Here is a 19,945-nt window from a genome sequence, read left to right on the forward strand (position 1 = left end):
CATCAACGGAACCGGTCTGTCCAGATACGCAAACCTTCAGGACGCAACGCTGTTCATCCTTTCCACATAACGATCAGCAGCACGAGCATCGATGCCGCGAAACCGGGCCACGCGCTCGCGCGTTCCGCGCTGATGCCGATCCACGCGAGATTGATGTACGCCGCAATCAGCAGTCCGATAAAGAGCCGGTCGCCACGCGTGGTGCCGATCGGCAGAAAGCCTTTGCGTTCGACCGTGGGCGAGCGGATTTCCCACACAGTCATACCCGCCAGCATCACCACGACGCAGCCGAAAAAGACCGCCACTTCCGGTGTCCAATACATCCACGTCAGCATCAGACTCTCCCCATCGCAAAGCCCTTCGCGATGTAGTTCCGCACGAAATAGATGACGAGCGCGCCGGGCACGATGGTCAGCACGCCCGCCGCCGACAGCACGCCCCAATCCATCCCCGCCGCCGATACCGTGCGCGTCATCACGGCGGCAATCGGCTTGGCGTTGACGGTGGTGAGCGTACGCGCGAGCAGGAGTTCGACCCAGCTGAACATGAAGCAGAAGAACGCGGTCACGCCCACTCCCGACTTGATCAGCGGCAGGAAAATCTTGATGAAGAAGGCCGGGAACGTATAGCCGTCGATGTAGGCGGTTTCGTCGATTTCGCGCGGCACGCCCGACATGAAACCTTCGAGAATCCACACCGCGAGCGGCACGTTGAACAGCATGTGCGCGAGCGCGACCGCGATATACGTGTCCATCAAACCCACGCTCGAATACAGCTGGAAGAACGGCAGCAGGAACACCGCGGGCGGCGTCATCCGGTTGGTGAGCAGCCAGAAGAACATGTGCTTGTCGCCGAGAAACCGATAGCGCGAGAACGCGTACGCGGCGGGCAACGCGACCAGCACCGACATCACCGTGTTCATCAGCACGTAGATGATCGAGTTGATATAGCCCCAGTACCAGGACGAATCGGTGAAGATGACCTTGTAGTTATCGAGCGTCACGTGATGCGGCCAGATCGCAAACGCCGACATCGTCTCTTCGTTCGTGCGCAGCGAGATCGACAGCATCCAGTAGAGCGGAATCAGCGCGAACAGGATGTACACCGTCAGCACGACGACGCGCATCCAGCGGTTATTGCGCATAGTCGTCTCCCGTGGTTGCCGGGCCGCCTTTACCCACGCGCTCCATCCAGTTATAGAGAATGAAACACAACAACAGGATGATCAGGAAGTAGATCAGCGAAAACGCCGCCGCCGGGCCGAGGTCGAATTGGCCGACCGCTTTTTGCGTCAGGTACTGCGACAGGAACGTGGTCGAATCGCCTGGGCCGCCGCCCGTCAGCACGAACGGCTCGGTATAGATCATGAAGCTGTCCATGAAGCGCAGCAGCACGGCGATCATCAACACGCCGCGCATCTTCGGCAGCTCGATATAGCGGAATACGGCGAAGCGGCTTGCGCCGTCGATTTCGGCGGCCTGATAGAACGCGTCTGGAATCGCGCGCAAGCCTGCATAACAGAGCAGCGCGACGAGCGGTGTCCAATGCCAGATGTCCATTACGAGCACCGTGATCCACGCGGCGCCCGGACTGGCCGTGTAGTTATATTCGATGCCCGCGTGATTGAGGGCATAACCGAGTAGACCGATATCCGGCCGCCCGAAAATCTGCCAGATCGTGCCGACCACATTCCACGGAATCAGCAGCGGCATGGCCAGCACGACCAGCGACGCCGACGCGCGCCAGCCGGATGCGGGCATCGCCAGTGCAAGGCCGACGCCGAGCGGGATCTCGAACAGCAGCACGCAGGCGGAGAAGATAATCTGCCGTCCGAGTGCGCCGCGCAGGTCGTCGTCGTTGATGATTGCGCGAAACCATTCGGTGCCGACGAACACATGCTGCGTCGGGCTGATGATGTCCTGCACCGAATAGTTGACCACCGTCATGAGCGGCAAGATGGCGGAAAACGCGACGCAGATGAACACCGGTACGACCAGCAGCCAAGCCTTCTGGTTGACGGGCTTGTTCATCGCGCGATCCTTTCATCGTTGCTGAAGAACACGGTTTCCGCTGTGGCGAGCTTCAACCAGACCGCTCCTTCCTCGACGCGTAGTTGCGGTTCGACCTTGGCCCTGAAGACGTGGCCATCGCATTGCGCGGTGACCAGTTGGTAATTGCCGAGTTGCTGTACACGCAGCAGGTGTGCTTTCACCGCACCGGGTTCACCATCGCTCACCACACGCACGAACTCCGGGCGAATGCCGAGCGTCAGCGTGCCGTTGGCGTGCTTCAGCGTTTCGAGCGTGGGCGGGTCGAGTCGCAAGTGCTGCGTGCCGATCTTGATGCCGTCGGCGTTCAGCTCGATCGGGCAGAGATTCATCCCCGGACTGCCGATGAAGTAGCCGACGAACGCATGATCGGGTCGCAAAAACAACGCACCCGGATCACCCTTCTGCACAACGCGGCCGTTCGTCATCACCACGACTTCATCCGCGAAGGTCAGCGCCTCGACCTGATCGTGCGTCACGTAGATCAGCGTCAGCTTCAGTTGCTGATGAATCTTCTTCAACTGGCGACGGAGGATCCACTTCATATGCGGATCGATGACGGTCAGCGGTTCATCAAACAGGATCGCGGCGACGTCCTTGCGCACGAGGCCGCGTCCCAGCGAGATTTTCTGCTTCGCATCCGCCGACAGATTGTTCGCCTTGCGCGGCAATTCACGCGTCATGTCGAGAATTTCCGCAACTTCGTGAACGCGCTGTTTCACGTCGCGTGCCGACATTTTCCGGTTGCGCAGCGGGAACGCGAGGTTGTCGAACACGCTCATCGTGTCGTAGATCACCGGGAACTGGAACACTTGCGCGATGTTGCGCTCGCGCGGGCTCTTCGCTGTGATGTCGCTTCCGTCGAACAACACCTTCCCTTCCGACGGCGTCACGAGCCCGGATACGATGTTCAACAGCGTGGACTTGCCGCAACCCGACGGCCCGAGCAACGCATACGCGCCGCCGTCTTCCCAGACCATGCTCATCGGTTGCAACGCGTAGTCGTCGAGCGTGGCGGGGTTGGGGGCGTAAGCGTGCGCGAGATTCTGGAACTCAATGCGCGCCATGAGCGGCCTCCGGGCCAGACACCAGCGTCGTGTCCGCGCCGAACACAAACAGTTCGTCGGGGTCGATGTACACGTCGAGTTCCGTACCGAGATCGATCTGATGCACCCCTTGCAGTTGCGCGACCAGATCGATGCCGCCTTGCCGAGTGTGCAGATGCAGGTAGGTTTCAGAGCCGCTCAATTCGGCCAGTTCGAGCCGGCATGGCACGGCAACGGAGCGCTGCGTCCGAGGCGCGAGTCGCAGATGGCCGGGCCGCACGCCGATGCGGAACGTTTCGTTCGCGCTGACAGCGCGCGCGCTGGCCCGACCGAGCGGCACGTCGATGCCGATCGGCAGGCGCGCGGTGCCCTCGGGGGTGAGATCGCTGGCGAGCATGTTCATCGGCGGGTCGTTGAAGACGGCCGCGACGTCGATATTGGCGGGCGCGTTGTACACATCGAGCGTCGGGCCGTGCTGCAGCACGCGCCCCTTGTCGACGATCGCCGTGTAGCCGCCGAGCAGCAGCGCTTCGAGCGGTTCGGTCGTCGCGTAGACGACGGTGGTTTTGCCGTCCGCGAACAACGTCGCCAGTTCGACGCGCAATTCCTCGCGCAGCTTGTAGTCGAGATTGACGAGCGGTTCGTCCAGCAACACCAGCGACGAGCGCTTGACCAGCGCCCGCGCCAGCGCGCAACGCTGCTGCTGGCCGCCGGACAGTTCGCCCGGGCGCCGTTGCAGCAGGTGATCGATATGGAGTTTGGCGGCGACTTCGTGGACGCGCCTTTTGACTTCGTCGGCGGCCGTCTTTTGCAGCTTCAGCGGCGACGCGATGTTGTCGAACACCGTCATGGCCGGATAGTTGATGAACTGCTGATAGACCATTGCGAGGTTGCGCTGCCTGACGCTGACGCCGGTCACGTCGTTGCCGTCGGCCAACACCCGGCCCGAAGCCGGGCGGTCGAGTCCGGCCATCACGCGCATCAGGGTGGTCTTGCCTGCTTGCGTCGGTCCAAGCAACACGTTGATCGCGCCGGGGACAAGCCGCAGATCGACGCCGTACAGGTGCGTCTGAGCGCCCGAAACGACTGTCACCCGCTCCAGTTCCAAGACCAAATCGCTCTCCTTTGTTCTAGTGCGTCTCCGGTGCTGCGGGTGCCTTTTTGTACGTCTTGGGGCGAACGGCAAAGCGCGCCCCTTTTTCTGAAAGGAAATCAAAACAACAGATTCGATGTTCCTTTTTGTTCGTTTACGTTTAAATCGGTGTTAACCATACAATCGGTCGACAATGAAGTTCTCTGGCGTTTACCGTATCGAGAACGATTGCTTTCGTTGAATATTTTATTTCACACCAATCGTAATCTGGGTGTCAGCGTAACAGAATGGCAATCAGTCTGACGGATTGCCTGCTTGCGCCGCGCGAATAAGACGCAGGTTTGATGCGCATGGTCAAATGGGGCTTTTGGGGAGAAATGCATGAGTGCCGTCAACGATCAGGAAGCTGGTGACCGGACCGTCAAGCTCTATTCAGTACGCGACTTTTTCCGCAGGCCCGAGAAACACCAGTTCACGATTTCGCCGGACGGCCGACATCTCTCGTTTCTGACTCGGCACGCGGGCCGTCAGAACATCTTCGTTCAGGAAATCGGCCTCGATGGCTCGCCGCTTGGGGATGCGCAGGCGCTGACCAACGAATCCGAACGCGACGTGCCGGGGCACGCCTGGAAAGGCAACGACCGCATTCTGTTCGTCAAGGACTTTGGCGGCGACGAAAACTTTCACGTGCTGTCGGTGCCGATCCACGGCGGCGAGCCGGTCGACCTGACCCCGTTCGACGGCGTCAAAGCGAGCATCGTCGACGATCTCAGGGACGATGACCGCCATATCCTGATTCAGATGAACCGGCGCGATCCGCAGGTGTTCGACGTGTTCCGCGTCGACGTCGTCACCGGCGCGTTCACCCCGATCGCTGAAAACCCCGGCAACATCATGGGTTGGATGACCGATCACGCCGGGTGCCTGCGCGTCGCGACCGCCTCCGACGGCGTCAACACGACCCTGCTCTATCGCGATACCGAGACCGAACCGTTCCGCCCGATCCTGACGACGAACTTTCGCGAAACGGTGTCGCCGCTGTTCTTCACCTTCGACGATCAGCGTTTGTACGTGCTCTCCAATCGAGGCCGGGACAGGACGGCCATCTTCGAGTTCGACCCGCAAACCGCGCAGGAAGGCGAACTGCTGTTCGAAACCGAACACGTGGATGTGAGCGGACTGGCTTATTCAAAACACCGGCGCGTGTTGACGGCCGCGTGGTATGTCGATGACCGCATGCATCGGCACTTCTTCGACGAATGGGCTCGCTCGATCCACGAGGACCTGGGTCGTCAGTTGCCCGGTCAGGAAATCGCGGTCACGAGCATCACACGCGACGAGTCGCGCGCGATCGTGCACGCTTCGAGCGACCTTTCGCCGGGCTCGATCTGGACATACGACATCGCCAGCCGTCATCTTTCCAGGCTCACTGAGCTCATGCCCTGGCTCGACACCGCGGACATGGCGCGCATGGAACCGATCCGCTTCGTCGCGCGCGACGGTCTGCAGATCAACGGATATTTGACATTGCCGGCAGGCATCGAACTCGGGCAAAAGCCGAAAAGCCCGCTCCCATTGATCGTCAATCCGCACGGCGGACCTTGGGCGCGCGATTCGTGGGGCTTCAACTCCGAAGCGCAATTGCTCGCCAATCGCGGGTATGCGGTCTTGCAGCTGAACTTCCGCGGCTCGACGGGCTATGGACGCACGTTCTGGGAGGCGAGCTTCGGTCAATGGGGCAAGTCGATGCAAAACGACATCGACGACGGTATCGACTGGCTCGTCGCGCAAGGTCTGGCCGACCCCGCGCGCGTGGGCATCTATGGCGCGAGCTACGGCGGCTATGCCGTGCTCGCCGGCGTCGCATTCACACCCGATCGCTATGCGGCTGCCGTCGACTATGTCGGCGTCTCGAATCTGTTCACGCTACTCGAATCGTTGCCACCGTATTGGAAGCCGATGCTCGACATGATGTACGAGATGATCGGCAACCCGCAAACCGAAACGGGCAAGCAGGCGCTGCACGATGCATCGCCGCTATTCTTTGTGGAGCGAATCGTGACGCCGCTATTCGTCGCGCAAGGTGCGAACGATCCGCGAGTCAAACAAGCCGAAAGCGACCAGATCGTGCACGCGCTGCGCGAGCGTGGGATCGACGTCAAGTACATGCTCAAAGACAACGAAGGGCACGGCTTCCGAAACGAAGAGAATCAGTTCGAGTTCTACGAAGCCATGGAAGCCTTCCTCGCGCAGCACTTGGGCGGCCGCTCGGCGGCGTAGCGCCGAAGGATCAGCACCGGCCGGTAGTCGACACCGGCCGGGAAGCTATTCCCCGTGATAGGACGCGAGAAACTCGTCGGACGCCACCTCGTCCGCGAGCGCCCGCAGCGTTGCGGCCGAGTCGCGGCCCAGCACGTCTTCCACGCGATTATTCGCTTCAGCCCACAGCACCAATGCCTCCGAGAGGCGCTTCTTGCCAAGGCGGGTAAGCACGCCGTGCTTTGTCCGCCTGTCTTCGGCGTCCTGACGCAATTCCACCAGTCCATCCCGCACCAGCGGCCTTAGCGCATGCGTTAGAGCCGAAATCTGGATGGCCAGCCGAGCCGCCAGGTCCTGCAAGGTCGGTCCCTGTTCACTGCCGCTGGCGGAGAAGCGTTCAATTTCCGCTATCAGGCCGATCTGGGTGGCTTTGAGGTCGAGCGGCGCCAGCGCCTCGTCATATAACTGGCCCAGTCTGCGCGCGGCGCGCCGCAACGCCGTGTTCGTGCACGCGAGTTCGCCGAGGATATCCCGCTCATCAGTAGCTGGCCGATCCAGATCGTCTGGGTTCGCCAGTGAATCAATTTTCTTTCCCATACGCATAGGATGGTTGAGTACTGCACTGTTGACAAGAGGGCGACGTCCGGTTATATACTTGAGCCCTCAATCATTATAGTTGAGTACCAAACTAATGGAGTCACACATGACCAGTTCACGGAAAGTTGCTGTTGTCACCGGAGCGTCGTCCGGTATTGGTGCTGTCTACGCCGACCGCCTTGCCGCTCGCGGCTATGATCTCGTCCTTGTCGCACGGCGCGCCGATCGCCTGGAAGCGCTCGCTGCGAAGGTATCCGCAGCGCACGGTGCCAAGGTCGAGTCAATTGTTGCGGACCTGACGAATGACGCTGATCTGGCGCGGGTCGAGAAAGTTCTCGCCACCGATCCGGCCGTGCGCGTTCTGATCAACAACGCAGGTCTCGCGCGACTGCGGCCGGTCGGGCAATCCTCCGCGGAGGACACGCGCTCGCAGATCGCGCTCAACATCACGGCCCTCACCCGGCTGACGCAGGCCGCCGTGCCGGCATTCGTGTCGCGAAACGAGGGCGTCATCGTCAATATCGCTTCCGTGCTGGCGATCCACTCAATGCCCGTCAGCGCCGTCTATAGCGGTACCAAAGCGTTCGTTCTGCAATACAGCCGTGGACTCCAGCAGGAACTCGCGGAGACTGGCGTGAAGGTGCAGCTCGTCCTTCCGGCATCGACCGCAACCGAAATCTGGGACGAATCCGGCATCCCACTTTCGGCGCTGCAGAAAGAGTCAGTGATGACGACAGAGAACCTGGTCGATGCGGCTTTGTCCGGATTCGATCAGGGCGAAACCGTCACGTGGCCATCAGTGGCCGACGCGAGCCTGTGGGATACCTACGACACTGCGCGCTCGGCATTGTTTGCCGCAACGCAGGTCGGCAAGCCGGCCCCGCGCTACAGAATCGGTTGATTGTCTTCGAGAGCGCAAGGGGCTTCTGACCAGTGTCTTTCGCCGCAGCTGCGAGGGCGCTGGCCAACCCGGCAGCAATTCTCTGGGACCATGCCGATTTACAGTCCTCTCAAGAACGCAACTAGCAGGTCATTCACTTCGGCCGACCGTTCGCGCTGAATCCAGTGGCCCGCTCCATCGAGAATATGGGAACCACGCAATCCGGGCAGCACGCGCGTCAGATTCTCGATGCGAGCCTGCGAGCCCGGAAACTTGAGAACATCGTCTCTCGCGCCCGCCACGAACATCGAAGGCTGCCGGATCACGGCCCCTCGCCATGCGGCCATCAGTTCCGACGAGCGTCGAATGCCGCGGTACCAGTTCAGTCCGCCTCTAAAGCCGGTGCGCGCGAACTCGCCCGCTACGTATGCGATCTCTTCGCTGGTCAGCCAGCCTGGCAGCGTCTGGGGGTCAACCGTGCTGTCGAGAAAACCTGCACCGGGCGCCAGTATCCCTGCCACAACGCGCTCGGGTCCATCGCCCGACATGCTGAACGTGATCCGTCGAATCGCGGCTTCGGGGTCGGCCTCGAACTCGCTCTCGGCCACACCGGGCGTCTGAAAATACTGCATATAGAATGTTCGTATTCCTTGACGATCCAGTGCACTGAGCAAATCCTCCGGCGCAGGCGGATAAAACGGCACGCTCATGCCGACAACGGCACGGAACAGATCCGGCCGCATCATCGCCGCGTTCCAGGCCACCGGCGCACCCCAATCATGGCCGACGATCACCGCCTCGCTCTCACCCAACACGTTGACGAGTTCGACCATGTCGCCGACGAGATGCAGCATGGTGTACGAGTCCGCATCCGGCGGCGCATCGGTCCCGCCATAGCCGCGCATATCCGGCGCGACGGCACGGAACCCCGCGGCGGAAAGCGCCGCCAACTGGTGTCGCCAGGAGTACCAGGACTCCGGAAAGCCATGACATAGCAGCACAAGCGGGCCGCTGCCCTGGCTGGCTACACGCATGCGCAGTGCTCCCACCTGCAGCGTCTCGAGGCGAAGTTCGTCCAAGGTCTGCTCCATGAGGTCAGTTTAGAGTAGCAAGCAACGCTGGCAGCCTGGCGGCGGCTGCTGCGGCCTTGGCCCCGCTCTCCTGCAACAAGGCGAGCTTGGCGGTGTCGTCGGGCCGCATGCCACGCATGATCGCGTTCTGGCTGTTCAGCCGGCATTGCGACAGCCAGGCGTTCAAACCCGCGTTCTGCCGCCAGCTTGTCATGTTAGCAAGGGTCACCGCCCACATGCGTAGCCAGTCGATCGGATGCTCGGGGCTGGGCACGAGGCGGCACAGCGCGTTCTGCTCGTCCGGATCCGCGACATGGCTCTCGACATACGCAATCAGCGCGGCGCTGAACACCGGTTGGCACCAGCGCACCATCAGCAGATTGATCTGGTCGCCGTCGAATATAGGCAGCGCGGGCGGCATCTGGATCGCGCGGGCGGAGCAGTCGATGTAGAGCGTATCGGGATCGGCGGGTAGCGAGCCTCGATCGAGCGTGATCTGCGTCGACTGCACCGATTGCAGATGACCGAGACGCACAATGTCTTCAATGCGCCGGAGTTGTTCCAATTCCGCTTGAGAAATGATGGCGCATCGGTACATGCTGGGTTCGACTGCCTTGTCGATGCGCACGAGCAGCCCGCGCCGCTCCAGCCTGGCAAATAGATCGGGGATCGAAGTCGCCTCGGCGATGGCTTCGAACTGACCGATGGTGCTGCCGATCGTCCTCTCCAGATTCTCCGCGCCGGGCTGCGTGTTGGCGCGGTCCAGCAGCCACGCATCGCGCGGCATGATCCAGCGGATACGCGACGGCGCCACTCCGTTTTGCAGCAGCCAGAGGCAGGCATCCATTCCAGTTTTACCGGAACCGACCACCGTATAGCAGGCATGCGGACCTTGTATGTCGGGTAGCCGGTTCAACGGAATGCAATTCACGTCTGCTGCAACCGTGTACTTGGGAGGATGCGTCGACGGCACTTCTGTCCGCGCATGAGTGGCGTTCACGAGTTTCCTGCGCGCAACGACTTGCCGTTCGTCGCCATTCATCAACGACTTGAAGTGATGCGTGCCGCCTACGCCCGCGCTGTATTCGCTCATTGGAAACCATTGAACGCGGCCCGAGGGCAAGAAGCGCTGCCGCATCACCTGGTCGAAATGGCTCAGCACTTCCGCGCCGCTCGCCAACTCGTACATGCCTATGTTCAGGCCAGTCTCGTCTTTGGTCCAGGTGCTCAGCTCGCGCGAGTTCACGCCGTAAAAGGCGGACGGCTGGTGCAGACCGACGAATGGATAGGCGTCGTTCCAGTGACCGCCGGGACGATGGTGTCTGTCAACCATCACCACGTGGGCATCGGTCTCGCTGAGCAGCGTGTCGACGAAGGCCATGGCAGTCGCGCCCGCGCCGATGACGAGGTAGTCGGTTTCGATCGGTTGAGTGTCCATTGTCTCTCGCTCCCGATGCGTTCTACGGCGGCAACGCATTGCCGATGAATCATGTCGGTGCCGTATGTAAGCGCTCCAGCGAATCAATAAACCTCAATCGATCATTTTGCCGAGTTGCCCATTCGCCCACCTCAAGGGGATACCCGCACGCGTAGCTCGATGTTGATCCGCTCATGAATGGCCTCGCAATGACGAACGAGCGCGGGACGCGAGAGCACGTACTGTTTCAGCGGCGTGTCGATCTCGTAGAAGTAGATGTTGGCGACAAAGCCATAGATCGCCGCGTCGACGGCGGCAGGCTCGGGTCCAAAAACAAATCCGTCGTCGCCGAGCAGATCCGCCACGACACGCAGATCGTCGATACCTCTCGCATAGACCTGCTCCGGCTCATAGCGGCCAATGCCTTGATAGTGATACCGCAACCGGTTGTATTCGCGCGCGGCTTCGAGATCGCTCGCGCTCACGTCTGCGTGCGTTGCGAGAATGGCGTCGCGGAAAGACGGCCAGAAGCGGTCGTCGCGCCAGCGTGAAAAGCTCATCGGCCAGTACAGGTCGTCGAGCGTTCGCCGGACCAGAAAGTCGAGATTCAATTGCCCCGGCGAGAGCGCGTGGTCGATGCCTAGATCGTATCGACGCTTTAAATGCACGATGATCCGGTCGCTATCGCCAATCGTTTCTTCACCGTCGACCAGATACGGCAACTGTCCGCGCGGTGCAAGGCTCGTGTCGAGGATGTGACGATGCTCGAAATCCATCCCGCACAGACGCATGAACGCGAATACCTTGAGACCGAAGGGATTGTTGTCGGCGACGCCAAACAGGTCGGGATACGAATAAAGCGTCAGCATGAGGCGCTCCTCGCCAGGGGCCGTCACTCTACGCGGAAGTCGCTACTGCGGCGCGCGGAAGTAAGCGGGTACGATGCTCCCAAGCTTACTCGACTCGCGGTTGAACGTCATGTAATCGGCGTGTGCGTCTCGTGCGCGCGCGAAGACGATATCGACCTGATCGGCTTTTTTTCCAGGCGCCGTACACAAGCTCCCGAACTCAGTGACCCAGACCGCTCTTGGCGAGTTGCTGCTCCACGAACTGGGCAAACAGTGAATGCAAATGTGTCGTCGGGTGAAGGTCGTCGGCAAACATGTACGTCTGGTCCGCGTTAGAGCTCACGTACGTAGGCGGCGAGCACAGCAAGGACGTATTATTGGGCGTTTTCTTGGGGTCGCAGGCCTGCGCCGTGTTCGAAACGGTGAAGCCATTGGCCTGAAAGTTCGCGATGATCCCGTTCAACCACGTGTAGGCATCGATCTGGATGACTTTCGCTTGCAGGCCACTGGTCTGCAACGCGGTGGTCAGGGTATCGTTGAACAGTTGCGATAACTGGGTCAAGTTGGCCCCGCCATCGGACGACGTGATGCCGTCCGGCGAGAGTCCGACATTCGGAAGATTGACAACCACGACGTGCACACCGCCGTTCTGGACGATCTGCCCGATTATCTGAGCGAGGGTGTTGGCCGCCGTCTGCACGGTCGGCGCCGCAGCCGGCAGCGGCCCGGCGCGAAGCACGTCGTTCGCGCCCGCCCAGACGAGCACCAGTTGATTGGCGTTAAAGCTGCTGTGCGCGGCCAGATAGCTCGAAACCTGCTGATTGACAGGCATTTCGACGTTGCCGATCACCGCAGTCAGAAAATCGGATTGGTTTGCCGGCGTCGCTACCGTGGCGCCGCCTTCCGCATAGCCGAGGCCGCCCTGCGCACTGAGCTTATGCGTAATGTCGATCGTGTATGCGGCCTTTAGCGTGTCGCCATAGTACTGCGCGACATTCTGAGTCCACACTTGTCCGGGATTCGTCGTGAAACGCCCGCCGCCGACAGCGCTTGCGAGCGGCGCGTAGGTGCCGACGTCGGAAAGACTGTCGCCGAACGAGACGATTTGCAGATTGATGCCGCCTGCCGGTGTGGCTGCGCTGCCGCTATTATTCGAGTCGCCTCCGTGCCCGCCACACGCCGCGAGCAGTGAGATCGCCGCGGCAAAAATTGCAGCGCGTACCTTGTCATTTATTCCATGCATCGCAGCGTCTCCCTAACCGGCCGGAGAGCTGTGGCCGCTTTGCGGCTTAACCGCGCGTCGCTCTCCCGATAAGCACTCCATTCAAGCAAAAAGCGTGCGCTGTCGCAGTTGGCGTTGCCGGGTTGTCATGCACGCTCTCGAGCGCGGCGGACGACATGAAGCAGTTACGGGGAGTACGACCGTCGTCAATTAAAGGATTCCATATCAATTCAGCGCCGGGATTTTCCGCATGTGCCTCATGACTTATCGGACACATCTGCCAGCGTAGAATCACACACTCACTTCGAAACACGCGCTCCCTATTACACACAAAACGGATCCGACATGGAAATCAAGTGGATCGAGGACTTCATCGCACTCTCCCAATATCAAAGCTTCTCGCGCGCGGCGGAGTTCCGCAATGTCACGCAGTCAGGGTTCAGCAGGCGCATTCAGTCGCTTGAGCAGTGGGTGGGCGCGGACCTGATCGACCGCAGCAGTTTCCCTCCGACGCTGACGCCAGCCGGGCAACTGTTTCGTGAGGCCGCGGTCGACATATTGGGCAAGCTGTTCGATACGCGAGCCATCATTCGCATCGATCAACGCATGGCCGGCAAAGGCTTGCAGATTGCAGCGGGTCATACGATCGCGCTGAGTTTCCTGCCCGCCTGGTTGAAGGCGCTGACGGCACGTTTCGGTGAGGTCCGTGCCCGCGTGATACCCACTAATGTCCACGACTCCATTCTGATGCTCGTGAACGGCAACTGCGAACTGATGTTCGCCTATCATCACCCGGAGCTTCCCCTTCATCTCGACCCGATCAGGTATGAGCATGTCACCGTCGGCGTCGATGTACTGCTGCCAGTCTGCCGGCCAAATCCACGTGGTGCGCCCGTCTTCCGGTTGCCGGGAACAGCGGCCCGTCCATTGCCGTTGATTTCGTATACAGAAACCAGCTATTTCGGCCGCTGCCTTGCACTGCTTTTGAGCCGGGTCGACACGACGCCGGCTTTGCGGCCTCACTACGAGTCCGATATGGCGGAGGTCCTCAAGAAACTGGTCCTGGAAGGCGAAGGAGTCGCGTGGCTTCCCAAAAGCTCGATCGTCACCGAACTCGACTCGGGCGAGCTGGTGCTCGCGGGCCGCGACACATGGAATCTTGAAGTCGAACTTCGCGCCTACCGTGATGCGTCGAATCGCAATGAGTTTCTCGACACGCTCTGGCGCCACCTTCGCGCCGCGTCACCTGCGGTCGATTAGGGGTTATCCCGCGTTATGCGAGTTTCGCATATCCCCATGCAGGACCCGCATCGAGTCTTTTTCGATCATCTCTATCATCCGTCCATACACAGAAACGCCGCGTCGCTAACGACGTTTTTGCCTCCTGCCAGCGTACTGCGGTCACGTCTGACCCTTGTGCGCATCCCTCGGACTGATGGAAATGAAAAACCGCCTAACTTTCTATATTGTGGTCGGCATGGCGCTCGGCGTGATTGTCGGCTACGTGTGCCACCGGAGCGCCGCCGGTGCTGCGGAAGCGAAGACCATCGCCGGTTACTTCTCGATCATCACCGATATCTTCTTGCGGCTCGTGAAGATGATCATCGCGCCGCTCGTCTTCGCCACGCTGGTGTCCGGTCTCGCCGGCATGGAAGGGACGAGCGACGTGCGCAGAATCGGGCTCAGGTCGGTGGGATGGTTCGTGTGCGCCTCACTGTTCTCGCTCGCGCTCGGCCTCGTCCTTGCGAACGCGCTGCAACCCGGCGCGGGACTGCATATGACGCAGACCAGTTCCGATGTGGCCACGGGCCTCAACACCGCGGGTCTGAACTTCAAGGACTTCGTCACGCATGCGTTTCCCTCCAGCATCATCGATGCGATGGCTCGAAATGACATCCTGCAAATCCTCGTCTTTTCGGTCCTGTTCGGCGTCGTCCTGAGCGCCATCAAAAAGGACCCGCGTGTCACACCGCTGATCGCCGCCATCGATGCGCTCGTACCTACCATGCTGAAGTTGACCGACTATGTGATGCGGCTCGCACCCATCGGTGTTTTCGGCGCCCTGGCATCCGCGATTACGGTGAACGGCCTGGATGTGCTGGCCACGTACGGCAAGCTCGTCGGCAGCTTCTATCTCGGTCTTGTCACGCTGTGGATCGTCCTCATCCTCGTCGGTCATGTCTTTCTGGGCAAGTCGATCTGGAAGTTGCTAAAAGCCGTCCGGGAACCCGCCATGCTCGCCTTCTCGACTGCGAGCAGCGAGGCCGCTTATCCGCGTCTGACCGAGAAGCTCGAAGCGTTCGGTATCGACAAGAAAGTCGTCGGCTTTACGTTGCCGCTTGGCTATGCGTTCAATCTCGATGGCTCGATGATGTACCAGGCGTTTGCCGCGATTTTCATTGCGCAGGCGTTCGGCATCGACATGCCGCTCAGCGCGCAAATCATGATGTTGCTGGTCCTGATGTTGAGCAGCAAGGGAATGGCCGGCGTCGCAAGAGGTTCCGTGGTGGTGGTCGCCGCTGTTGCGCCGATGTTTCACCTGCCCCCGTCCGGCGTGGTGCTGATCCTCGCTATCGATCAGATTCTCGATATGGGGCGAACCGCCACGAACGTGATTGGCAACAGCATCGCGACGGCCGTTATTGCGAAGTGGGAAGCGAAGCGGGCCGTCAAGCAGTTCGCCGATGGTGACAGCGTTGCCTTGGGCCAACTGCAAGGCGAGACGAAATGATCAGCGCAAGCGTGCTGAGCGGGAAGAAGTTCGGCGTGGTGGGCGGCCTGGGTCCACTGGCGAGTGCCGACGTCTTTTTCAAGCTCGTCAAATCGACGCCCGCGTCGAGCGATGCGGAACACGTCGACGTCATCTTCGAACAGCATCCCTTTGGCGGCGCGGTCACGGGTAGCGAAGCGACGACTCAGCGCAAGCTGTACATCTTCGACATGATGAGCAGTTTCGAGAAGCGAGGCGTGACGACCGTCGTACTCCCGTGCTTTCTCAGTCATACGTTCATCGATGAGTTGAAGGCTAACTCGCCCCTGCAGATTGTCGATATGGTCGAAGCCGTGCGCAGCCATGTTCGCAGAAAATTTCCGACCGCGCGGCGAATCGGCGTGCTGACCTCGGACTACACCCGTCGAAAAGGATTGTTTGAGAAGTATTTCGCGGCACCGGAATTTGAAATCATTCATCCCCGTCCACGTGACGGCGTCGACCTCATCACCGAAGCGGTCTACGGCGCGAACGGCGTCAAGAGCGGAAACCTGTCCGGCCGGCCCGTTGCGCTTCTGCGCGAGGCGTGCGAGGACCTCATTGCGCAAGGCGCCAATATCATTGTGCCGGGCATGACCGAGGTCGCACTCGTGGTCGGGGAAATGGGTGCTTTCCGAGTGCCACTGATCGATTCGAATCTTGCCTATGCGCAGTACGTGATAGCGGGCGATTACGGTTCGCCCGAATCAATCTTCAAGGTGGGCGTGGTGGGTGGGGTCGGGCCCGCGGCTACGGTGGACTTCATGCAGAAGATCGTACGCAACACGCCGGCGAATCGCGACCAGGACCATATCAGGCTTCTGATTGAACAGAATCCCCAGATTCCCGATCGCACGGAAAACCTGATCGGTGACGGGCCCGACCCGACTATTTCGCTTTACGCGACCTGCAAGAAGCTCGAGTCGGGCGATGCGGACCTCATCGCTATTCCGTGTAACACCGCGCATGCATTTGTTGAACGCATTCAGCCGTATCTCGGCATACCAATCGTCAATATGTTGACGGTGACGGTCCGCCATCTCCGCGAGACGTTTCCGCTGCTTCGTTCCGTCGGCGTGCTGGCAACTTCGGGCACGATCGCAAGCGGCGTCTACGAGAAGGCTCTTGAATCAGGAGGATTGCAGCAAATCGTGCCTCGCGCGGATTTGCAGGCGCGGGTGATGGAAGCGATCTACGGCAAGGAAGGCGTGAAAGCGGGATTTACCACCGGGCAGTGCCTGGACGATGTCTGCGCCGCCATTGACGGGCTCATTGCGGAAGGCGTCGAAGTGATCATCCTGGGATGCACCGAGTTGCCACTTTTATTGCCACAGAAGAGTTTCGTCGGCGCGACCGGCATGCACGTCAGTCTGGTCGACCCGACCGATGTCCTGGCACAGCAATGCGTGGCCCTGGCAACGGCGGCCGCGGAACGGCCCACTACCCGATCGGAACACTCACCCGGTCAAATTCGCTGACTAACGCGACATGCCAACGAACACAGTAGACGCCTGTAGAAAGTAGTACTGCCTGATGACGTCGACATGCGACGTCTTTCTTTGCGCTGTTAAATCCTTATAGGACACTGGACATGAACACCAAGACTACCCTTCAACAGGCTGCCTGTCTGCGTAAGTCGAGCACAACGCTAGCCGCTGTGCTTCTGGTATGCGCTGGTTCCTTGTACGGCACCAGCGTTTGGGCTGCGGAGACAACCTCTGATAACGCGGCCGCTACCGATGCGGCAAGCCCGGCCGCCGCCTCGCCGCGGATTCTCGTTTTGGCGACCGGCGGCACGATTGCCGGCACAGCCGACCCGCGTTCGGCCATTGGCTACAACTCGGGCAACGTCAAAGGTCAGGAACTGGTTCGGGCGGTTCCAGGCATTGAGAAACTCGGGAGCATCACCTCTGAGCAGATATCCAATGTCGGATCGCAGGATATGAACGACGAGATCTGGTTCCGGCTCGCGCGCCGCATCCAGGAGGCCTTCGATCGAAATGAAGCGGATGGGATCTTGATCACCCACGGCACGGATACGATGGAAGAAACGGCATTCTTCCTGCAAAACGTCGTGCGCTCGGATAAGCCGGTGATTCTGGTGGGGTCGATGCGGCCCGGCGGATCGACGAGCGCGGATGGCCCCAACAATCTCTACGAAGCCGTGGAAGTAGCAGCGAGTCCGAAAGCGCGAGGTCGAGGTGTGATGGTGGTCATGAATGATCAGATCCACGGGCCGCGCTGGATTACCAAGACCAACACGACAGCCGTGCAGACTTTTGCTTCGCCGAACGCGGGTGTAATCGGCTATGTAGATCCGGCCAGCATTCGTTTCGTCGCGCCCGCGCCTGCTCTTGCCTCGACACGCGATACCCTTGGCTTGCCGGCAAATGGCCGTCTACCGCGTGTGGAAATCGTCTATGCGCACAGCAACATGGACGGAGCGCAGATCGATCACGCTATTGCCGATGGAGCCAAAGGTATCGTGCTGGCGGGCGAAGGCGATGGCGATGCATCCAAGGAGGCGCTGGCTGCCCTCGACCGGGCGGCGAAAAAGGGCATCGTGGTTGTCCGCTCGACGCGCGTGATGTCGGGGTTCGTCAACAGAAACGTGGAAGTCGAGGACGACAAGCGTGGTTTCGTCGTCTCGCTCGATCTGAATCCACAAAAGGCGCGCTTGCTCACCCAGTTGCTGATCGCGAACGGTACAACCAATCCCGCCAAAGTCCAACAGGCGTTCTCCGGCACGTTTTGACGGGGGTGCGCGGCACGAGCCAATCTTGGACGGCCAAGCGGCCGTCTTCGATTGGCGAGCCGTGACAGCCGATCCGCTCGTTAGTCTCGCGCCCTGTCGATCGCGCTGACAGCCAACTCCCGCGCAAGGTCCGCGTACAGTTCGGCCCACTTGCCTATCAAACTGGGATCATCGGTCAGGAAAAGCGGGTGTTCGGCCCAGGCGCTGACATCCGCACCTTTCCAGGCCATTTCGAATATCCGCAACTCCTCATCCTCGCTGACGCCGACGTCGACCAGTTCGCCGAACGAGGCGAGGTTGGACAGCGACACCTCATGGGCCGCAATGCCGTGGATAGCACCCAGCGCGCCGGTCGCCCGCTTTCGAGCATCGTCGCGGCCACCGGCAAACAGGAACACGATGCTTTCGTCGTGCGCGTTGTTGAATACCGCCCGATACAGCGAGGTTTTGCAGCGATGGCTCAGTTGCGTGCCCATGGTTGCCCCCGGTTCCGAAAACTGTTCGTCGTTTTGCTCCGCCGCCTGGGTCCCGCTGATTGGCGTCTCCAAACGCTGCTGCCGGTCGCGGTATCTGTCGCTGCTCCAGTACAGGTAAATACCGCACACGACCAGGCAGGCCACCGCGAGAATCCCGACGCCCCCAAGTATCGCCAGATCCGCATGCGCCATTTCAGGCCTCCTCTAGTCTCGCGCGTGCCTCGCCCGCCATTTGCTGGACCATGCCGGCACGCCATCTATCAGAATACGGCGGCCCCGCTCGATTTTTTAAACCGTCCCACGCACGAAGCGGACGTGGGCGGCGAAGAATCGGTCCGCTCGCACCGCCGACGTGGCCATGATCCGCGAGCGTAGGGACGATGCTTCGAGTATCTGATGGGAGTTGTTATTGATCAACAGAGCACACCTCTCTATTGACCAATCGGCCCCGCTATAGGACGCTATTAGGCTGACGGCAGTGCACCGGACGGCTGTCACGCCCGCTCCGATCTTCCGAAACTGCGCCTCCGCATACGCCGGGCCTAGGTCGCGGCAACAAAGTCCAGCGGCTCCTTTTGCAGTTCAGCCGCGATGAAGTCGACAAATGCGCGACCCGCCAGGCGGGTGGCTCGGTCACCGGCCTTGTCTACGATGTAAAGACAGGCCATGTCGAAACGGTCGTCCCTTCTGCACCGCTGCGACCCGACTCGGATCAATGAACGTCAACAAGGCTCGGCGGCATGCGCAAGCTCTCGCGCATGCCGTCCACCGCATCTACACACCAGCCAGCGCCGGCAGATCCACCTCATATGAAACGCGTTCGCGCCAGCTACTCATCTCTGGCTGATGAACCACGCGACTCTGACGCGGCGCGCTTTCGACACGTCTCGGCAATGGCGCCGGATAACGCGCACGTTTCTTCTCCAGAATGGCCTGGCTCAAAAACTCAGCGCTGTAGGCATTCAACAAGTGCGCATGATGCGCTTCGATATAAGCGGCAATCTGCGCCTGTTCGCCTTCGATCATGGCCAGTAACGCCAGCGTCTGCGCATCCCAACGAAAGCGCAGGCCGAGTTCGTCGAAAGCGGCGTTATAGGCGCACAGCTGCGCCTGGATTTCGGCATGGTGCACGCTGTCGCCAGCGTCGAATTGCAAGGGGTTCATGGTCGTCTCCATCAGGCAGGTGGCATGACCAAAGAGTAGAAGAGCCCATGAATAAACAATAGTTAAAGTTTTTTCGAAAAACGATAGTGCTTTGTTTATATATTGGTTTACCCCAAGTAACCTCAGCGGCCCGATCTGCGCACTTAAACAGTGGAGCGTCGCCCTCAATCAAGCCATGGCTAAGGGCGACAGTCCATCCATTAGGAATACCTAATGCAAACCATAAAATGTTTTAACTTTTACTTATTACTGTTCTCGCGCAGCATCCCCTCAGACGCGCTGCACGACCTATTGCCTCTCACCCGGCGGTTTTGCGTTTGA

The 19,945-nt window shown here is 60.3% G+C and carries 18 protein-coding genes; 6 read left to right on the forward strand and 12 right to left on the reverse strand.

All coding sequences use genetic code 11. The features are described from left to right. Positions 1–53 precede the first annotated feature (53 nt). From P0D73_RS11140 to P0D73_RS11160, 5 genes are read right to left on the reverse strand one after another with little or no spacing between them, the layout of a single operon-like run. Positions 54–335, reverse strand: coding sequence for a DUF2160 domain-containing protein (locus P0D73_RS11140; RefSeq protein WP_132383829.1), 282 nt, complete (start codon positions 333–335; stop codon positions 54–56). After that, positions 335–1,144 (reverse strand): carbohydrate ABC transporter permease, encoded by an 810-nt coding sequence (locus P0D73_RS11145; protein ID WP_132383827.1) that lies wholly within the window; start codon positions 1,142–1,144, stop codon positions 335–337. The genes P0D73_RS11140 and P0D73_RS11145 overlap by 1 nt, the downstream gene beginning before the upstream one ends. Then, positions 1,134–2,030, reverse strand: a complete 897-nt coding sequence (locus P0D73_RS11150; RefSeq protein WP_132383825.1) for a carbohydrate ABC transporter permease — start codon at positions 2,028–2,030, stop codon at positions 1,134–1,136. The genes P0D73_RS11145 and P0D73_RS11150 overlap by 11 nt, the downstream gene beginning before the upstream one ends. Continuing rightward, positions 2,027–3,115 carry an ABC transporter ATP-binding protein gene (locus tag P0D73_RS11155; protein WP_408431342.1) on the reverse strand — a complete coding sequence of 363 codons (1,089 nt, stop codon included), beginning with the start codon at positions 3,113–3,115 and terminating at the stop codon, positions 2,027–2,029. Before P0D73_RS11155 ends, P0D73_RS11150 begins: the two co-directional genes overlap by 4 nt. Next, the gene (locus tag P0D73_RS11160; protein ID WP_408287088.1) at positions 3,102–4,208 is read right to left on the reverse strand and encodes an ABC transporter ATP-binding protein; all 1,107 of its coding nucleotides are present in this window, start codon (positions 4,206–4,208) and stop codon (positions 3,102–3,104) included. Before P0D73_RS11160 ends, P0D73_RS11155 begins: the two co-directional genes overlap by 14 nt. Positions 4,209–4,568: 360 nt before the next feature. Here P0D73_RS11160 and P0D73_RS11165 point away from each other — a divergent pair, with 360 nt between their 5' ends. After that, the gene (locus tag P0D73_RS11165; RefSeq protein ID WP_408287087.1) at positions 4,569–6,467 is read left to right on the forward strand and encodes a S9 family peptidase; all 1,899 of its coding nucleotides are present in this window, start codon (positions 4,569–4,571) and stop codon (positions 6,465–6,467) included. Between the two features lie 45 nt (positions 6,468–6,512). Here the strand turns inward: P0D73_RS11165 and P0D73_RS11170 are convergent, their stop codons facing one another. Next, a complete protein-coding gene (locus tag P0D73_RS11170; RefSeq protein WP_408287086.1) occupies positions 6,513–7,049 on the reverse strand; it encodes a MarR family winged helix-turn-helix transcriptional regulator in 537 nt (178 codons plus the stop codon). Between the two features lie 100 nt (positions 7,050–7,149). Here P0D73_RS11170 and P0D73_RS11175 point away from each other — a divergent pair, with 100 nt between their 5' ends. Next, entirely contained in the window at positions 7,150–7,944 is a 795-nt protein-coding gene (locus tag P0D73_RS11175; protein ID WP_408287085.1) for an SDR family NAD(P)-dependent oxidoreductase, read from the forward strand. A 98-nt stretch (positions 7,945–8,042) separates the two neighbouring features. Here P0D73_RS11175 and P0D73_RS11180 read toward each other — a convergent pair whose 3' ends face one another. From P0D73_RS11180 to P0D73_RS11195, 4 genes are all read right to left on the reverse strand, one after another. After that, entirely contained in the window at positions 8,043–9,002 is a 960-nt protein-coding gene (locus P0D73_RS11180; RefSeq protein WP_408431344.1) for an alpha/beta fold hydrolase, read from the reverse strand. Between the two features lie 16 nt (positions 9,003–9,018). Next, positions 9,019–10,431: an NAD(P)-binding protein gene (locus tag P0D73_RS11185; RefSeq protein WP_408431346.1), complete on the reverse strand. Its 1,413-nt coding sequence runs from the start codon at positions 10,429–10,431 to the stop codon at positions 9,019–9,021. A 131-nt stretch (positions 10,432–10,562) separates the two neighbouring features. After that, a complete protein-coding gene (locus P0D73_RS11190) occupies positions 10,563–11,279 on the reverse strand; it encodes a glutathione S-transferase C-terminal domain-containing protein (RefSeq protein WP_408431348.1) in 717 nt (238 codons plus the stop codon). 199 nt (positions 11,280–11,478) lie between these two features. Beyond that, positions 11,479–12,501, reverse strand: coding sequence for an SGNH/GDSL hydrolase family protein (locus tag P0D73_RS11195; protein WP_408431350.1), 1,023 nt, complete (start codon positions 12,499–12,501; stop codon positions 11,479–11,481). A gap of 324 nt (positions 12,502–12,825) precedes the next feature. Between P0D73_RS11195 and P0D73_RS11200 the strand changes: the two genes are divergently transcribed. The 4 genes from P0D73_RS11200 (at position 12,826) to P0D73_RS11215 (ending at position 17,984) form a co-directional block, all read left to right on the forward strand. After that, positions 12,826–13,740 carry a LysR substrate-binding domain-containing protein gene (locus tag P0D73_RS11200; protein WP_408287080.1) on the forward strand — a complete coding sequence of 305 codons (915 nt, stop codon included), beginning with the start codon at positions 12,826–12,828 and terminating at the stop codon, positions 13,738–13,740. 181 nt (positions 13,741–13,921) lie between these two features. Beyond that, entirely contained in the window at positions 13,922–15,211 is a 1,290-nt protein-coding gene (locus P0D73_RS11205; RefSeq protein ID WP_408178536.1) for a dicarboxylate/amino acid:cation symporter, read from the forward strand. After that, on the forward strand, positions 15,208–16,707 hold the full coding sequence (gene cuyB / locus P0D73_RS11210) for a cysteate racemase (protein WP_408431352.1): 1,500 nt from the start codon (positions 15,208–15,210) through the stop codon (positions 16,705–16,707). Before P0D73_RS11205 ends, cuyB begins: the two co-directional genes overlap by 4 nt. Before the next feature lie 113 nt (positions 16,708–16,820). Then, a complete protein-coding gene (locus P0D73_RS11215; RefSeq protein WP_408431354.1) occupies positions 16,821–17,984 on the forward strand; it encodes an asparaginase in 1,164 nt (387 codons plus the stop codon). 80 nt (positions 17,985–18,064) lie between these two features. On the opposite strand, the gene P0D73_RS11220 is transcribed toward P0D73_RS11215, so the two are convergent. Then, complete coding sequence (locus P0D73_RS11220) at positions 18,065–18,652, reverse strand: hypothetical protein (RefSeq protein ID WP_408178533.1); 588 nt, start codon at positions 18,650–18,652, stop codon at positions 18,065–18,067. A gap of 582 nt (positions 18,653–19,234) precedes the next feature. Then, positions 19,235–19,792, reverse strand: a complete 558-nt coding sequence (locus P0D73_RS11225) for a hypothetical protein (protein WP_408178532.1) — start codon at positions 19,790–19,792, stop codon at positions 19,235–19,237. Between the last annotated feature and the right edge of the window lie 153 nt (positions 19,793–19,945).

Origin of the sequence: Paraburkholderia sp. RL18-101-BIB-B (assembly GCF_046026985.1) — a bacterium.
Lineage (GTDB): Bacteria > Pseudomonadota > Gammaproteobacteria > Burkholderiales > Burkholderiaceae > Paraburkholderia.

Coding starts and splice junctions, on each gene's coding strand:
- P0D73_RS11140 (WP_132383829.1), bottom strand. CDS start 335: ATGCTGACGTGGATGTATTGGACACCGGAAGTGGCGGTCTTTTTCGGC.
- P0D73_RS11145 (WP_132383827.1), bottom strand. CDS start 1,144: ATGCGCAATAACCGCTGGATGCGCGTCGTCGTGCTGACGGTGTACATC.
- P0D73_RS11150 (WP_132383825.1), bottom strand. CDS start 2,030: ATGAACAAGCCCGTCAACCAGAAGGCTTGGCTGCTGGTCGTACCGGTG.
- P0D73_RS11155 (WP_408431342.1), bottom strand. CDS start 3,115: ATGGCGCGCATTGAGTTCCAGAATCTCGCGCACGCTTACGCCCCCAAC.
- P0D73_RS11165 (WP_408287087.1), top strand. CDS start 4,569: ATGAGTGCCGTCAACGATCAGGAAGCTGGTGACCGGACCGTCAAGCTC.
- P0D73_RS11170 (WP_408287086.1), bottom strand. CDS start 7,049: ATGCGTATGGGAAAGAAAATTGATTCACTGGCGAACCCAGACGATCTG.
- P0D73_RS11175 (WP_408287085.1), top strand. CDS start 7,150: ATGACCAGTTCACGGAAAGTTGCTGTTGTCACCGGAGCGTCGTCCGGT.
- P0D73_RS11185 (WP_408431346.1), bottom strand. CDS start 10,431: ATGGACACTCAACCGATCGAAACCGACTACCTCGTCATCGGCGCGGGC.
- P0D73_RS11190 (WP_408431348.1), bottom strand. CDS start 11,279: ATGCTGACGCTTTATTCGTATCCCGACCTGTTTGGCGTCGCCGACAAC.
- P0D73_RS11195 (WP_408431350.1), bottom strand. CDS start 12,501: ATGCATGGAATAAATGACAAGGTACGCGCTGCAATTTTTGCCGCGGCG.
- P0D73_RS11200 (WP_408287080.1), top strand. CDS start 12,826: ATGGAAATCAAGTGGATCGAGGACTTCATCGCACTCTCCCAATATCAA.
- P0D73_RS11205 (WP_408178536.1), top strand. CDS start 13,922: ATGAAAAACCGCCTAACTTTCTATATTGTGGTCGGCATGGCGCTCGGC.
- cuyB (WP_408431352.1), top strand. CDS start 15,208: ATGATCAGCGCAAGCGTGCTGAGCGGGAAGAAGTTCGGCGTGGTGGGC.
- P0D73_RS11215 (WP_408431354.1), top strand. CDS start 16,821: ATGAACACCAAGACTACCCTTCAACAGGCTGCCTGTCTGCGTAAGTCG.
- P0D73_RS11220 (WP_408178533.1), bottom strand. CDS start 18,652: ATGGCGCATGCGGATCTGGCGATACTTGGGGGCGTCGGGATTCTCGCG.